Source organism: [Borrelia] finlandensis, assembly GCF_030438365.2.
Lineage (GTDB): Bacteria > Spirochaetota > Spirochaetia > Borreliales > Borreliaceae > Borreliella > Borreliella finlandensis.
Genome location: NZ_CP179480.1, coordinates 20,584 through 36,396, shown reverse-complemented (window position 1 = coordinate 36,396; position 15,813 = coordinate 20,584). Strand labels below are relative to the sequence as shown.

Here is a 15,813-nt window from a genome sequence, read left to right as displayed (position 1 = left end):
TTATGAAAAAACTTTTAGAAAAACTCAAAGAAAAGAAAACAAAAATCAAACCAGAAAAAAAAGGCATTTTTGTTAAAATTGAAAAAAAAGATGAAAAAAAAATATACCACACCAAAATACTTTTAGACTTTCATGCATTTGGAACAAAGAAAAATCAAAATTACAGATTTTTTATCTCATTTAGAAAATTGTTTGATAGGAAAAAAACAGAATCATTTAGTCTTTTTTCTCTAAAAGACGAGGATAAATTTTTAGGCATTTTTTACGGGTGCAGAAAACCTATACAAAATGTTTTAAGGAGATATGAAGAGAACAACAAATTAAAAACAGCTACGTTTTCAAAAATACACTATATACAATTTAAATTCAAAAAAGGAAGCATATTTTGCTATGTCTCAGGAATTTCATATTTATTAAGAAAAGATAAGATTAAAAAAAAATATTATAAATCTCTAATTAAAATACTTTTGACTTTAGAAAAGGAAATATATGAATTCTACAACAAAAAATTATCAAATAGAGGCCTTATAACCAAATGGATAGAAAAAGAAAAAAATAATCACCGTTGCTAGCATAAAGGGCGCCGTCGGGAAAAGTACAAGCGCTATAATTCTTGATGTACTTCTATCAAAAGAACACACAGTATTGATAATCGATATGGATACACAAGAGTTAACTACTAGCTTTTTTTCATGAAAAAGTAAAGGGAAATAATATAGATTTAGAAAGAAAAACACTTGTGAGGTTTTAAAAAACAACTTGGAAATTAATAGTACAATTTTGAATGTAGGAAACAATTTAAATTTAATTTTCAGCTATTCAACTTAACATTGCAAATGGAAATAAAAAGATTAAAAATCAATTATGATTATATATTGATTGATACAAACCCTAGTTTAGATTTAACATTAAAATGTGCTTTAAATGCTGCGCATTATATGGTAATACCAATGACAGCTGAAAAATGAACATTTGAAAGTTTCGAACTTCTAGAATTTTTCATTAAAAGTTTAGAAAGGTTAGTTACAATTTTTTTTATTGCAACTAGATTTAAGAAAACTAATACACATAAAGAATTATTGAAAATAATGAAAAAAAGAATAACTTTTTAGGTGTTGTGTCAGAGAAAGAAGGGTTGAATCAAAAAATTGCAACTAATAGTGAATTTGATTTTAAATCCAACTATACATGCTTAAAAATAGCTGGCGTAATTAAAGAAGGCGCCTTAAAACAAGAATATTTAGTTGAGAATGGTTTCAGACAACCGATTCTATTTTTAATGAATTCTGAGAATGCACCAGGGAAAAAGCCAAATCAAGGTTTAAAAACTTTTTTAAACCTTCAACTTAGAGATCAAGAAAGTTGCTTTTTTTATAAAAAAACTATAAGTTTACAGAGTTTTTTTAAATAAATTTTTTTTCGATAAAAAAGATTGAATTGAGCAAATTATGAAAGGATTCAAAGAAAAAAATTAGCAATTTATTATATGATTATTGATTTTATTTTTGAATTGTTGTAGCCTTAAATTAGGGCTAAGTTTTTCATTTAAAATTTGCCTTAATTTGTGACCGCCATTGTGAGCTGTTAGAGCTTAATTAAGTTTTTTGTTTTACAAAAAACTTAATTAAGCTCTAACATTAAAGTCATTTAATAATGATAAGATTATTTAATTTTTGTTATTATATGCGTTTTATGCAAGTCTTAATTACATTAATTTTTTTTAAAATCAAAAAAAATTGATGTATAGATGGGTAAAATAATTAAAATTGCCAAGTTTATTGAGAAGCAAATAATCATAGATAGAGCAAAGTTCAAGCATTTTTGAATTGTAATGATATTTTATTAAGAATTTTTGGAAAAATTCTTAATAAAATATCATTACAATTCGAATAATCAAAATTTAGAGTTACTTTTTATTAAAACCGGACAATATTATGAGTTTTAATAAAGAGGATTTGAGCCTTATTTTAAGCAAGTTTAAAGAGCTGTTGATTTTTAAAGAAAAGTGGATTAATACTATAAATTACATTATTAATTATTGTGAAAATAATATTAATTTAAAAAATATTAAAGATGATTTAGGAAAGACCATAGAACTTATTGAATACATTAATTTAAATTATGGGTATTTTTTAAAATATGAAATACTTAAAGCTGAAACTTTGTCTTCTGAAATAGCAAAAATTTTAAAATAAGCAATTAAGAGATTAGTATATTTCCTTGATAAATTCATTCCGTTTAAGCTTATGTATTAATATGAATTTCTTGCTTTAAAAGTTTTTAATTTTCTTCTTATCTTTTATACTACAATATTAAGATTCAGCCTAGTAAGTCCAATTATCAGCAATTATTAAAATAATTTTATTTTTTTTAAATCAAATATAGAAAAATTTATTTATTGAATTACCTTTAATTGCAAGGTGGTAAAAGGTTATGAAAATTTATCTTTGTTATTTCTTTTTTCTAATTTTAAATTTTAATTTTTTATATTCGAATTCTTTTGAAGCTTTAAATATGGAATATAATAATATTTTAGAAAATTATTATTCTGGCAAAATTGACAATAGGCTTGTTTTGAAGGATCAATCTGAGTATATAAATTATTATGTAGATAAATTTAAAATCCTAGATAAAAAATTAGAATCATTTAAGGATATTAGAAGAAAGTATATTACTGCCATTATTAATTTGCAGATTGCGTCTTTGTCACAAAGTTTAAATGTTAAAAATTTTTCTGATAGTTATTCTATATTTTTAAGAGCCAAAAGCGATCTTTTAGATTTTATTTCTTCTCAATTCTTTAAAGATTGTCAAAAATTAGTTAGAAGCGATGCATATAGGGTATTAGGCGATTTGAATTTATCTATTTTAAGATATACAAGAGGTATGAAATTAGTTAAAGTCTCAAATGAAGCTAAAAATTCGCTAATTAAATCCTTAGAAATTGATAATGAGAATATATTTGCCAATATTTCTTTAGCAAGGTGGTATTTATATTCTCCAAGAATTGCAGGAGGGAGTTCTAAGAAAGCAATAGAATTTTTACAAAAGGCTCTCAAATATAGTAAAAGAAATTTAGAAAAATACTTAACAAATATATGGCTAAGTCAGGGATATTTTCGACTTAAAAGAGAAGATGAATATAAAAGGTATTTAAATGAAGCTAAAAATATATTTCCTGGCGGATTTTTCCATAAAATAGTCATTCAAAGAAATAATTTAGGCGAATTGCCTTAATTGAGTTACTTCTTTTTTATGGGTAGAGATTCTATAAAGATGAAAAGTAGCTTGTTTATTTCAGAATAGAAGATAGTCAATTATTTTATTTTTGAGTTATTTATGTTTAAGTTGGCTTTTTAATATTTTAAAGATGTAAGATGATCTATGATAATTTCGTTTCTTTTGATGAGCTAAGCAGTATTTGTATTGCTTTTTTAGAATATGTGAATTTTATATTAATAAATCCCCTGGCAGCACATGCTCATATAATGTTGCATTAATTTTTTCTATGCTAACAATATAAAGGGGCGTGTTTTATTAAAATGTAAATTAAATATTTTTAATAAAGATATAACAAAATTTCTTCGTTTATGTATTTGTGTTTAATTTTTTAATTTAAGAATAAAAAGTGTAAGATGGTTAATGGAATGGAAAAATGATTATTAAAAATTATTTTATTTGTCATATTTATGGGGTTTATAAAATTTTGATCTTCTAAAGCGTATTCAGATTTATTAATATTAAGCAATATGTTAAAATAAATTTAAATGAAACAATGCCAATGTATTATTTATTATTGATTTAAGGAGGTTAATCTATGCTTAGAGGAAAAGAAGTGTCTTTCTTGTTATTTTCGTTACTTTTATTTATATCATCAATTATAATTTCCCACGGAATAAAAAACATTGGTACTAAAAATGAAAATTATATTACAGTCAAGGGCCTCAGCGAAAGAGAAATTTTATCAACATCTTCTAGTTGGGAGTTTAGATATAGTTTAACTGGTGACACTGTTAATGATATTAATAAAGCAAATAATTTAAGCTTGTCTAAAATTAAAAGCTTTTTTTTAAAACATGGATTTAGTGAAGACCATATAAAAATGGGATTTATGGAATTTAATGAAGAGAATTACAAAGAATCTCTTTATAAGTATAGAGCATATATATCTTTAGCTGTTCATACAAAAAATATTGAGAAAATGGAAGCAGCAGAAAAAAATATTGCTGAGCTTTATAATCAAGGCATATTAATTAGCAACAGCGGAGGACCAAGATATTACTTTGACAATATTAATGATATAAAACCCGAAATGTTGGCAGATTCAATTAAAAATGCAAAATTGGCAGCTTTAGAATTTGCAAAACATTCAAGTTCAAAATTAGGGAAAATTAAAAATGCAAATCAAGGATATTTTGAATTTCTTCCAATTGATAGAAGCTTAGGTGCTCAAGAGCGTTATCCAAAAAAAATATTAAGGATTGTTACAACCGTTTCTTATTATTTGGATTAATATTGCGGGAACTATTATTTCTAAATAAGATCGTAAAAATAGATTGTAGTTTAATTCCATTATGACACGATTCATAAGCTTAGCTATAAACCCTTTACTTTCTTTATATAGCACAAAATACACTTCTACCTAAATTTATAAGTTTTTGCAATTAAATTATAGGCGAGAATATGAATAAAATAATGTTATTATTTGTTTTGTTTTTGAATTGATAATTTCTTGTAAGAATATCAAATTAGTAAAGATTCAAAAGTTTCAGAACAAAATTTAAAGCCAATTAAAGGATTTATAGATGTTTTAGATGCAAAATAGGGATAATGTAAGCTGATGAGCAGATGCAAGATAAAGCAGATCGTGAAAAAACTTCTCTTAGAACATATTGTGAGCATGAAAATGAAATAAGAAAAAATAAGAGAAGAATTAAAAGATAAAGAGGAACTTGCAGATAGCTAATAGTTTGGGTTTAAAAATATTACTAGCTTAGCACTGTTTTTGATATTAAAAGCTAACAAATAAAGTCATAGCCAATTAATTAGCTAAAAATATATTGATATTTTCAACTTAAACTCTTTAAATACTTTCACGCACATACTCTATAACTTTATTTATCAATATTACACATAAACTATTTATAGATGGAAAACAATGCTGCTGTCTGCTCAATTTTAACCAATTTCATAGGTTCTATAAATATACTTGTTTAATAATAAAAATATGATAGCTAAAATAACACAAATCAATTTAAAACTATATCAAAGACTTAGATTTACAATATTTAATAAAAGGTAAAGCTATAAATACTATATGCTTATTTTGTTATTCTTTTAATTTAAATAAAACTCAATCAAATAATCAACCAAGTATATTGGGGGGGATAGGGAAATGTCAAAAAAATTGAATATCTGTTTGAGATTCAATTTTAAAATTAAATTGAAGCCTTAAAAGTTGAAAACAAGGATATGATTAATATCATAAATATTGGAGTTAATAAAAAAACAATTGTTTTTTTATTAACTCATCTTTTGCTAAAATCATCCTTAAAATAGGAAAAAAGCAACGGAAACATTATTCTTGGTGAAATGTTTAAAAAAGGGACATAGCAGCTAAAAAACTTTTATAAATTAAAGAGGATGTTTATAGACTTAAAAGTCTAATTTAATATGGAGAAGCTTTTAAAGCTACAAATGTTAGAGAAAATCAAATTAAACAACAAGACAGTTTTGTTTCTATAAATAGTTTTAAAGAATTATACGTTTGCACATACCCTTCATTCTGATGTCTACTACTAGCGATGGTGGTAGTTATTTTTATTCTATATACACAATAAAAATAAATGATTTATTAAAAATTATTAGCAGCTTATAAAAAACTTTATAAGTCACATAGTCAAAATTATAAAAAATCAAAACAAAAAATTAACGATATGGAAAAAAATTGTATTTTATAGGAATAGAAATATATTTGCATTAAACAGCTAGGAATTTATAAAGATTCTAGTAGGAGAGAAAATATGAAAAAGAAAATTTTATCAATATACATGATAATGCTAATAAGTTTATTATCATGTAATACAAGTGACCCTAATGAATTAACTCGTAAAAAAATGCAAGACAAGAAAGTTTTAGGATTTTTAGAGAAAATTCAAGCAGATAATAGAGAAATTGTTGAAAAATGTATAGAAGAAAAAGAAAGCCATATAGAAAAAATAGAAAAACAAATGGTGCAGGCTGCGTCTGTAGCGCCTATTAATGTAGAGAGGAATTTTCCATATTATCTTCAAGAAAAAATAGAGATAAAAGAAGAAGAGTTGGTTCCCAATACTGATGAAGAAAAGAAGGCAGAGAAGGCAATTAGCAATGGGAGTCTTGAATTTGCTAAATTAGTTGACGACGAAAATAAACTTAAAAATGAATCTGCACAATTAGAATCCAGTTTTAATAATATTTATAAAGAAATCTTAGAACTTGCAGATTTAATACAAGCAGAGGTGAATGTTGCAGGAAGAATAAACAGTCACTATATAAGAAAAACAAAGACCACTAAAGAGAAAGAATATAAGAAGAAAGAAATTCAGAATAAGATAGAAAAACAGGATCTAGTTAGGTTGTTCAATCAATTATTAGAAAAAAGAGGCGATATTGAAAAGCTTCATACTCAATTAAATAGTGGACTTAGTGAAAGAGCATCTGCAAAATACTTTTTTGAGAAAGCCAAAGAAACTTTAAAAGATGCTATTACTGAGAGATTAAAAAACAAACGTAAAAATTGGTCATCCGGGTTAAGAAGAACATATAGTAATTTGGCAATACAGGTAAAAAATGACGTAGATAATGCTTTAGACCAATTAAGCACTTCTTCTTTTAAGATACTTGAAGCAATGAGAATAAAGGAAGATGTAAAACAACTTCTTCAAGAAGCAAAATCTTTTCTAGATTCTTCAAAGAGCAAAATCTGTTCTAGTGATGATAGATTTATGATTTTTTAAGAGATGAGCAAATAAAAAGATATATTTTTAAGACTAATACTTAAAATTAAAGTCTTCTGTTAAAGGAAGGCTTTTTTATAATTTTATTTAAATAACGAAAAGCTTGATAGTTAAAAAATCTTTTTTATTAAAAATGTGTTCAATATATATAACTTAAAAACGACTATATATATATATATAGTATCTTTATAAAAGAATTTTTCAAGAAACTATCATTTTTAAAATTAAAACTAACTCTTAGATCGTAATTAGCATTGAATAATACAAACTATACTCCCCTATTTTTTCTTATTATTTTAGATATAAAAGATATTTTGAAATTCCATCTAGCTAAATTCAAATATAAAATATGGTTTATGGGCCCTAATTTTAAGGAAAACGATTTTTTAGATTTATTGGACGAGTTTAAGGATAAATATGAAAGTATTTATAAGTGTATAGATAAAAACTTAACTTCAGCAATTAATCCTAAAATAGATAAACCACCTGTAAAACTATTATTTTATCTTATATGTATTCTTTAGTTTCGTTTTCAATTAATTTTCTTATTATCATATTCTATTTTTCCAAATATTGATATTCATTTTGTAAAATGAAAAACTTCCATTGTCTTTCCTAAGCTTTTAGAAAAAGAAACAATCAAATTTATTTGTATGAGTTTTTTAATGTCTTTTTAAATTGTTCTTTTTGTGACTGGCTGATTATCATATTTCACTAGCATTGAATTTATACCGGCTAGTATATCTCTAAGTTAATATGTTTTTAGTTTTTTTGATTTTACACATTCATTCTATCAATCAGTTTTTTACATAAATAAATTTCAAGCTCTTAAACAGAACAGACTCCTTTATTTTTCATAGTTTTTGCAAGATTTTTCATAAGGCAAGGCGCCCCCTTTTTGATTTAAATATAAGTTCCTGGACTTAAAAATAGCTTATAGCCTTAATTTTCAATTAGTTAAAATACCCCCCCCCCTGGGGGGTGAAATGGGGAATTCAAAATGGAAATAAAAGCCAAAAAAAAGACAAGGAAGAGCTATTTATCAATCGTTTTAGGAATTATACTAATAAACAAATTTAAAAGATGATCAAAACAAAGAACTAGCAAATTATAAAAATCTAAAAGAACAATTCAAATGTTGCCCAAAAGATGATATTAACAATAAAATTCAAAGAATGAAAATATTGTATAAAGTAAGACAAAGAGAATCATATAAATATGCTGGTTATGTTAATTTTAAGGATTTTATAAAATCTTTTTAAGTTGTAAAAAGTCAAACTTATAGATATTTAAAAGTTTATCAAAAAGTTTTAGAGGGTACAATATTCCTTGATAAAATTACGGAGGTGGGATTTAAGGCATATTAAGAGATATGAACATAAATATTCTTGAAGCGAAGATATCTTATGAAACTAAGCATAACAATGAAAGCATTTTTATTAAAATTTTAGTAAAGGATAGAGAATTATATAATTTTTGTAAACAAGATTTTAAAAGATTGTATTTTATTATTGAAAAAATTTATAAATACAAAAAGGAGATTTTATTTGAACTAATAATTGAGCATAAAAAAATAAAAGACATAGAAAAACAAAGCCATTGATTTAAAATATATATTATGATATGATTCAATCAGGTTAGGAATTTAATCTCCAACACCTATTTATTTGCTGCAAACGGAATAGCCCATATAGGGCCTTTTTGCTATATACAATTTAAATCTAAAATACTATTAATAAAATTAAAAAATTATTGGGTGGATTTTATAAAAAATAATTTAAAGTGAAAGAAACTTATATTTAATATACCTGATTTAGAAATGTCAGACCAAAATATCAAGATTAATGAATTATAAAAGTTTTTAATCTTAAACAATAAAAAATAATTAATTTAAGGTTCTAAAAAATCCGGAATTTAATAAAAAGTGTTATAAATTTGAGATATTTGTTAATGCATTTTTTGATTCTTTATAATATTTACTGTTCAAATCCGGTTCTAAACGATTAATTTTAAAAACTTTTATTCTTAATAATAACAAATTATACCTTATAATTACTATACTGTATATATAAGCCATCTTTAATCTCTTTAAGTAGATCCCTATTTTTAATAAATTGATTTACAACAAATTGAAATATTATAACTTTTGTCTATAATTTTTTGTATTAATATTTCTGAACTTTCTATTGACAGTAGGGTGTGATATATTATAGGAATATAGTCATTAATTTTGTTTACACATTGATCAAAATAAACATTATCTATTCATAAATTATAAATATTGTTTTCATCAAAATTAAAAACATATTTTTTAAAATATGAAGTTGGGTCGTTTTGTGAGCCCATATCGATAGGTAATGTTTTTTACCAAATCTTTAATACATAAGAAAAGAGTATAAATGGTTTACTTTTGCCCATGTCTCCTTTAAGATTTGCTATTGTTATGATATTTGGTTTTTTTCTATCCATTTATATATTACCCCTTTATCTTTTAATTTTTTATTATAAAATTTATATACTGTAGTTTCCATTTTTTTTATATGTTCTAAATTAAAACTATAATATTTAGTATTTTCTTTGTCTTTTTTTCTTAATAATGTTCTAAGAGCCTCAATATAACATTTAATAGAGCCTTTACTAAAGGCAAATTCCAAGTAATAAAGTTTTTCTATCACACAATATTTATTATCTTTTCTTAAAAAAAAGGGCTTTTCTAATTTATCCCATCCATATTTTATTCCTAAAAATTTATTATTTTCTTTTAAGGGAAAGAGGTTAAATAAATAATATTTTTTTTTATTATCAAGTTTTTGAAAAGTTAAACTTAATTTATTGTTTTTATTGGTAATTTTAAATTTTATCAAATGTTTAAAGATTTTTGTATAATATATTTTTTTATTATTTATTTCTTCAATTTTAGAAAAAGAGGTTTTTTCTTTTGATTCTTTATTTATATTTTCATCATACTTTAGTTTTTTTCTATTTGTTAATTCTTTTTTTCTTTCTCTTAGTTTTTCTAGTAATTTGCTCAACCTTTTGCTCCTTCTTTAAAATTTCATTTAAAATATTATTCGCTACATATTTTGCATGCCCACTAAAATTAGTTATTTTATTTACTTTCCATTTAGTAGTATAAATATCTTTAAATTCTCCTGCAAGTAAGTAAAAATCTGTTTTATATGGAGCATATTTCCTCATAAAATGGATTTTGTTTTTATATCTTTTAAGCTTGCTTAAAAAGAAAGATAAAATATCTTCTTTTTCATAATCAAATGATAAATAATTAAAAAAATCTTTGTAATTAAAAAGTGTATTTTTATAAGTTTTTTCTGGATTTTTAGAATCTTTTACTGATCTTTTTATCTCTTCGGCTATTTCTTTGGATAATTTTAATGTTTTTTCTAGAATATTTTTCTTTTGAATTTTTTTTTTGAAAAAGAATGATTTGATAGAATTCTTATTATATGTATTGTTATTATTATTTATATATACAGTGACATTTTTAGTGACATTTTCGGTGTTAAGATTGTCTTTTTCTTTTTTTATTTTCCTATAGAGGTCTGCCTTGGTGCTACTAAAATAATCATCGATTAACTTATATGCAATAGGGTATACCTTATATATACATAATTTTCCTTTAAACTTTCTTATGTTATTTGAGAATGTTAGCATTTTCTTTTCAATTGCTTTTATTCTAATTAAAAATCTTAAATCTTCTCTTAAAGTTCTTATTACAGTTGGTTTATATCCTTCTTTATTTATATTTGAGTTTAGAACTCTAAGAATGTCTCTTTGATGATGAGGATGAAGTTCTTTTAGCTTTTCAAAATCAAAATCAATTTTATATATTGAAACATCATATTTTTCTTGAAAACTTTCATTTAAGTAATTAATTACTGAAACAATTTTTTTAAGCCGAGAATCTTTTGAAAGCAGCAGTTTATTAGTGTCGGTTTTATGCTTTTGTTTAAGCAAATTTAATGCCATTTTGGTCTCCTATTTATTTGCATTGATAAGCACTATTGTGTTTAAAATATTTTAAAATGTCAATACCTATTTTAATATTTTTGTGAAACATGGATATATTTTAATGGTTTATAATTATTGGTAGCTATTTAAATAATAATCCAAGCTATTCTGTAATTTGGATACATCATTAACATTGAAAGCTTTTGTAAAGCATAGGTTATCTAAGTAGTTTGAGTGATTATATCAAATATTGGGTTTTTAGCTATTTTTTAGAAAAAATAGTATTTCTTTTAATTTTAATTGATGCAAATAGTAAGTTATTGATATAATTTAAGAGCTATGTATTGCAAAGCCAAATAAGTGGGGCAAGGGTCTATTAAAATAGAAGTTGTTTATTGTGCTACACTATTTTCTTAATTATTCATAGATAATACTATTTATTAAATTTTATTTTATGGTTTACATAAGATTTAAATTTTAAATGTATCTATTTTTTCTCATTAATTTGTTTTTATTGCTAATTATCGCAAAACCAAATGCCGTCACTTGAAGGCGGTAATGATTTTTGATAAGCTTTTTCTAAGTTTGGGTCCCTTTTGGAAATTCAAAGAATTAATTATCTTATTTGACAGGATTAGAACAGAAGCGGGAAAACTTTATTTTAAAGTGAAGTTTGGTTGTGTTCAAAGCCTGAGCTTAATTTAAAATTAGGGATACACATTTAATAATAATGTTATAAGCAATCATTTCACAAAATTCTATGTTCTTGTAAAACTAACAATTAATATTCTGCGTTTAAACAGCTATCCAATAGGTTAATATATTGCTATTGAATGTATATCATATTCCTATTTTGTATTTAATGCTATTCTTTATATAAAGAATAGCATTGGCAATTTTTAAAACAAATTTATATTACCTTTGCTACATTTTTATCTTAACACAGGCTATTAGTTAGCGCTGACAATACATAGACATACTTACTCGCCATTTGTTTTTAATGCATATCACAATGCCCTTGATTTTAAGAGTTTTTCCTGCATCTTTAATCTCTATATTAGGCGAAACTGGGCCCAAGATTACTTTGTAAATCTGATTTTAAATTACTTTCTAAGCAATGCTATCTCCAGGTTTTTAATAAATGGTTTTAATTGTTGTTACTTTATATACTCTTTTCCTTTGATAATTTTAAAATTACTGGTATAAATAAAATTTTACTTGTTTTATGAGCATTTCTATTTCTTTTTTTGCTACCATTGATTTCAATTAGCTTTATAGAGGCAGATTTTAATTTATTTAGCGCACTTTGTGCTTCTATTCGTGCCTGCCGAGCCATCAAATCACCATCTCCTTTTCTTAATACATAGCAATTTTTAGGCAGCTTTCTTTTTAATCTCTTGATAATAGCTTCCTTTAAGTGTCTTGAGATTTCTAAAAAGAATACTTTGAAGAAGTTCTATCATTCAACCCACCATTAATCTGAATCCTGAATCTATCAACACGAGTCCTTTTATTACTTAATTGATTACGCAATTGAATCAGTATTTTAAATTTATTGCTCAATTGACCCAGTTTTTTTCTTTCTTCTTTATAAAATATCTTTCCGCTTGCATTTCTGCTATTTTATTTTTAAGTTCTGATAAGATACCATAAAAAACTAGACTCTAATTAATCATAATCACTTTTTAATTTATGTGCTTCCTTTACCAATTGAACAAATCCAGAATTTCTAGGCAAGCTCTTTAATATCTCTGATTGTTTTCTTTGCTTCTTTTTCGTTATTATTAATTAGTGCCAACCCCATCTGTTGTTTCCGGTTTTTCTTGGGATATTTCTATTTTTTCTTGAGAATAATATTGAGAATTAAGAATCATCGGACCACTTAATACATTATTTGCATTTATGGGAACGGTATAAATTACTTATATTTTCTTCTTGTTTTGTTTAGCATTTCATTAGGAGTGTTTGCGCTGCATGATGACACCAAGCTCAAACAATATTAACATACATAACACCAAAAAACTCTTATTTATATCCCTACCAAGATGTCAAATTGTTCATTTTTTAATTAATAACAAATTATTAGAAAACATAGGACATTTGCTATAAAATCACAAAACAAAATTTCTTAAATTACCAAAATCATTTCAATTTATACTTCTAAAAACAACATCAACCTATCTTTCTAAAGAATAATCACATTACATTTAATTCAAACAACACTTATAAATATATTCTATAAAGCAAAAAATATTTCCTTACACAATAGAAGTTAGTAATGCTGCACAACTCTCCTTTTTCAGCGGCTTTCTTTTTATCAAATTTATTTCATCCAACTCTTTCAATTAAAATTAAACTTATAAATTACGCCTTTAGTAACAATATCATCAGAAATTATTTCACAAAATTCCACACTCTTAAATAAAACTGGCTATTGATATTCCATATTTTAGACGCAACTCAATAAGGACAATAGCAAAATATTTCTATTAAATGAGTGCTATATGCTTTATTTCTTATATGTAAACTTCCTCTTATGCAAAAAGAGCATTATCTAATTTTAAAAATACTAAAAATTAATTTTGTTTTTTATTTTTATTAATATTGTATTGCTAAAATATTTCTTTAAAATATAAACCATGTTTTTATATAATCTTTGAAAACCATCAAGGTCATAATTTGCTGATGAGGTTAGTTTGTTAGAATTTTCACTCTTAAGAAATTCAATTTCTATTATTATAGATTTATGTTTTAATACTTGAAAAAATAAATCTTCAACACCCCTCATAGAATTATTATCGCCTAAAATCTCATCATATAATAGCACCTGTAATCTTGTCTTGAACTTTTTGCCCCGTTACCTCATTTTCCCTTTCAATGTTATCAATATCATCAATTATTTCATCTATTTTATTTATAGCCTTATTAATTTCATTGATAGCAATGCTTTACTACTATAAATAATTTTCTTTACAATTACACTCCTTAAATAACGGCTAGACATATGCTTATATAATTCAGAGATTGGCTTTAACATGAATCGCTATTTTTACAATACTTGATTTAAAAAAATCATAGTTCACTTTTTTAGAATCTCTATATTAGCATTAAAAAAATATATTTTTTTAATGCTTGACGCTCGAGCGTTATTTATTATTCCATTTTTAATAGAATTTATTAGAAAGTTTCCTTCTGTTGTTAAATAAAAATAGGATGCTTTTTTTGTCTAAAAATCATTCTTTGAGTGTAAATGTTTTAAACTGAAAATAAAAATAATCAATATATGGTCAATTTTTCATTTTTAGACTAGTAAAATTAATTAGGTGAACTATCATTTATAAATCAAAGATTATAGAAAAAGCCGGTGGCTTTTTGGGGATAACTCTTTTTTTAAAAATTATAATGAAAAAATATTTTATGAATTTTTAACATCAAATTAATATGGAGTAGAACTTTAAAAATTAATTAAAGTAAAAAGAATTTTATGAAAAAGGGCATATGTATTTTAAACATATTTTTCTTTATATCATTTTTTTATTCTTGCTTGCCGGCACCAGAATCTTCAAAAAACATTAAGACTGGAATTTTCGGTTCTGAGCCAATTATAAAAATTAATAAGAAAAATATTGAAGAAGATAGTAAAAAAAATATCAAAGAAGAAAATAATAATACTTGTTCTTTTGATGAAGAATCTAGGTTAAATGAAATAAAAGAAGGAGAAGTTTATGGGGGACTTCTTGCAGGTTATGTTACATGGGCAAAATCTGGCAATTTAAGGCCCATAAAGGACAAGCATAATAATCTAATTAAAGATCTTGAAGGACTTAAATATTCTTATATTTTTTCGCCCATTCAATTAAAAACATCAGGGTTGAGCTATACTTATCACATTAATGATGATAGCTATACAATACTGGGCAGTAAAGTGCCAATAGCTAAAATAATAGCATTTGAGTCAACTAAAGAGTTTGAAGAAAAATATGAAGTTAAAAGCTTGAGGTTAATTTCTGAAGGTTCGAATATTGATTTTGAGCGATATAGAACCGGTATTGCTACAATTAGTTTAAAAGAGGCTTCAAAAGAGTCAGGATACATTAATTCATATAATTTTGTGGTTTTTGATAATGCATTAACAGATTCTTTTAGACTTTTTTATAAGAAGAGTAAATGTAGCCATATGCTTGCACATCTTACTATAAAAGATAAACAAACTCATAAAGATGAAGCCTATGAAATTGCATTAAATTTAAAGCTATTTAATGATACTATTAAGCTAATATTTACCAAGTATCCAAATTTATCAAATGAGAAATTAAAGCTTTTTATTAATGAATAATGAATACCTTAGTGATATTTTAATAAATAGATTTTTTCTTCTTTAAGAAAATGCTAAAAAGCAAAATAAAAGATGGTAATGAAAAAAAATAAATGCTGCAAAGTACTAGTGGATGATCTATAAAGATTAAAAAGATATTTTTTTTAAAAATAAAAAATATCTTGGAAATCCCGAAAAGGACGAGATAATTTCTAACACTATAAAATGTGGAGTATTTGGTGTAGATTGTCCCAAATAATACCCAATTGGCTTTTAAATATTAATTAATAAGATATTATTGAAACATATTATAATGACAATACTTTTTATAACTTTCTGTGTTAGAATATAAACGCCTTATTTCTAATGTCTTGGGCTTTTAAAAAAAACACTTACAATGGATGCATTGTTGTATTTTCAAATCTATAAACATTATTTTCTTTAATTTTTAAAATTTTTTTTAATTTCTCTATTGCTTTCTTTAAAAAAGAATTTTACTAAGAATAACTTTTTCATCATTTTATAATAATT

At 24.2% G+C, this 15,813-nt stretch carries 10 protein-coding genes and 4 pseudogenes; 9 read left to right on the top strand and 5 right to left on the bottom strand.

Annotated features, from left to right (window positions below; translation table 11 throughout):
* Positions 1–2 precede the first annotated feature (2 nt).
* The 8 genes and pseudogenes from QIA19_RS05125 (at position 3) to QIA19_RS05090 (ending at position 8,601) form a co-directional block, all read left to right on the top strand.
* Complete coding sequence (locus tag QIA19_RS05125) at positions 3–572, top strand: DUF226 domain-containing protein (RefSeq protein ID WP_418905180.1); 570 nt, start codon at positions 3–5, stop codon at positions 570–572.
* A pseudogene (locus tag QIA19_RS05120) lies at positions 556–1,249 on the top strand (ParA family protein); the annotation flags it as partial. The gene QIA19_RS05125 and the pseudogene QIA19_RS05120, both read left to right, overlap by 17 nt.
* A gap of 685 nt (positions 1,250–1,934) precedes the next feature.
* On the top strand, positions 1,935–2,195 hold the full coding sequence (locus QIA19_RS05115) for a CRASP family complement regulator-acquiring lipoprotein (RefSeq protein WP_418905179.1): 261 nt from the start codon (positions 1,935–1,937) through the stop codon (positions 2,193–2,195).
* Positions 2,196–2,433: 238 nt separating this feature from the next.
* Positions 2,434–3,237 carry a tetratricopeptide repeat protein gene (locus QIA19_RS05110; protein WP_418905178.1) on the top strand — a complete coding sequence of 268 codons (804 nt, stop codon included), beginning with the start codon at positions 2,434–2,436 and terminating at the stop codon, positions 3,235–3,237.
* Between the two features lie 580 nt (positions 3,238–3,817).
* Positions 3,818–4,513, top strand: coding sequence for an SIMPL domain-containing protein (locus QIA19_RS05105; RefSeq protein ID WP_418905177.1), 696 nt, complete (start codon positions 3,818–3,820; stop codon positions 4,511–4,513).
* A gap of 1,510 nt (positions 4,514–6,023) precedes the next feature.
* Positions 6,024–7,042 (top strand): annotated as a pseudogene (locus QIA19_RS05100) (P12 family lipoprotein).
* A gap of 1,101 nt (positions 7,043–8,143) precedes the next feature.
* Positions 8,144–8,260 (top strand): annotated as a pseudogene (locus QIA19_RS05770) (plasmid partition family protein); the annotation flags it as partial.
* Positions 8,261–8,370: 110 nt separating this feature from the next.
* On the top strand, positions 8,371–8,601 hold the full coding sequence (locus tag QIA19_RS05090) for a plasmid partition family protein (RefSeq protein WP_418905176.1): 231 nt from the start codon (positions 8,371–8,373) through the stop codon (positions 8,599–8,601).
* Positions 8,602–9,439: 838 nt separating this feature from the next.
* Here QIA19_RS05090 and QIA19_RS05085 read toward each other — a convergent pair.
* From QIA19_RS05085 to QIA19_RS05065, 5 genes and pseudogenes are all read right to left on the bottom strand, one after another.
* Positions 9,440–10,030 (bottom strand): DUF226 domain-containing protein, encoded by a 591-nt coding sequence (locus QIA19_RS05085; protein WP_418905175.1) that lies wholly within the window; start codon positions 10,028–10,030, stop codon positions 9,440–9,442.
* Positions 9,978–10,985: a plasmid maintenance protein gene (locus QIA19_RS05080; protein ID WP_418905174.1), complete on the bottom strand. Its 1,008-nt coding sequence runs from the start codon at positions 10,983–10,985 to the stop codon at positions 9,978–9,980. Before QIA19_RS05080 ends, QIA19_RS05085 begins: the two co-directional genes overlap by 53 nt.
* Positions 10,986–12,129: 1,144 nt before the next feature.
* Positions 12,130–12,402: pseudogene (locus QIA19_RS05765) on the bottom strand (hypothetical protein); the annotation flags it as partial.
* Positions 12,403–13,536: 1,134 nt separating this feature from the next.
* Positions 13,537–13,794, bottom strand: coding sequence for a hypothetical protein (locus QIA19_RS05070; RefSeq protein ID WP_418905172.1), 258 nt, complete (start codon positions 13,792–13,794; stop codon positions 13,537–13,539).
* Complete coding sequence (locus QIA19_RS05065) at positions 13,781–13,846, bottom strand: hypothetical protein (protein ID WP_418905194.1); 66 nt, start codon at positions 13,844–13,846, stop codon at positions 13,781–13,783. The genes QIA19_RS05070 and QIA19_RS05065 overlap by 14 nt, the downstream gene beginning before the upstream one ends.
* Positions 13,847–14,451: 605 nt before the next feature.
* Here QIA19_RS05065 and QIA19_RS05060 point away from each other — a divergent pair.
* Positions 14,452–15,303, top strand: coding sequence for a S2/P23 family protein (locus tag QIA19_RS05060; protein ID WP_418905171.1), 852 nt, complete (start codon positions 14,452–14,454; stop codon positions 15,301–15,303).
* Positions 15,304–15,813 lie beyond the last annotated feature (510 nt).

What these genes read in the sequence shown, in the direction of transcription:
- QIA19_RS05125 (WP_418905180.1), top strand. Translation starts at nt 3, where the DNA reads ATGAAAAAACTTTTAGAAAAACTCAAAGAAAAGAAAACAAAAATCAAA.
- QIA19_RS05115 (WP_418905179.1), top strand. Translation starts at nt 1,935, where the DNA reads ATGAGTTTTAATAAAGAGGATTTGAGCCTTATTTTAAGCAAGTTTAAA.
- QIA19_RS05110 (WP_418905178.1), top strand. Translation starts at nt 2,434, where the DNA reads ATGAAAATTTATCTTTGTTATTTCTTTTTTCTAATTTTAAATTTTAAT.
- QIA19_RS05105 (WP_418905177.1), top strand. Translation starts at nt 3,818, where the DNA reads ATGCTTAGAGGAAAAGAAGTGTCTTTCTTGTTATTTTCGTTACTTTTA.
- QIA19_RS05090 (WP_418905176.1), top strand. Translation starts at nt 8,371, where the DNA reads ATGAACATAAATATTCTTGAAGCGAAGATATCTTATGAAACTAAGCAT.
- QIA19_RS05080 (WP_418905174.1), bottom strand. Translation starts at nt 10,985, where the DNA reads ATGGCATTAAATTTGCTTAAACAAAAGCATAAAACCGACACTAATAAA.
- QIA19_RS05060 (WP_418905171.1), top strand. Translation starts at nt 14,452, where the DNA reads ATGAAAAAGGGCATATGTATTTTAAACATATTTTTCTTTATATCATTT.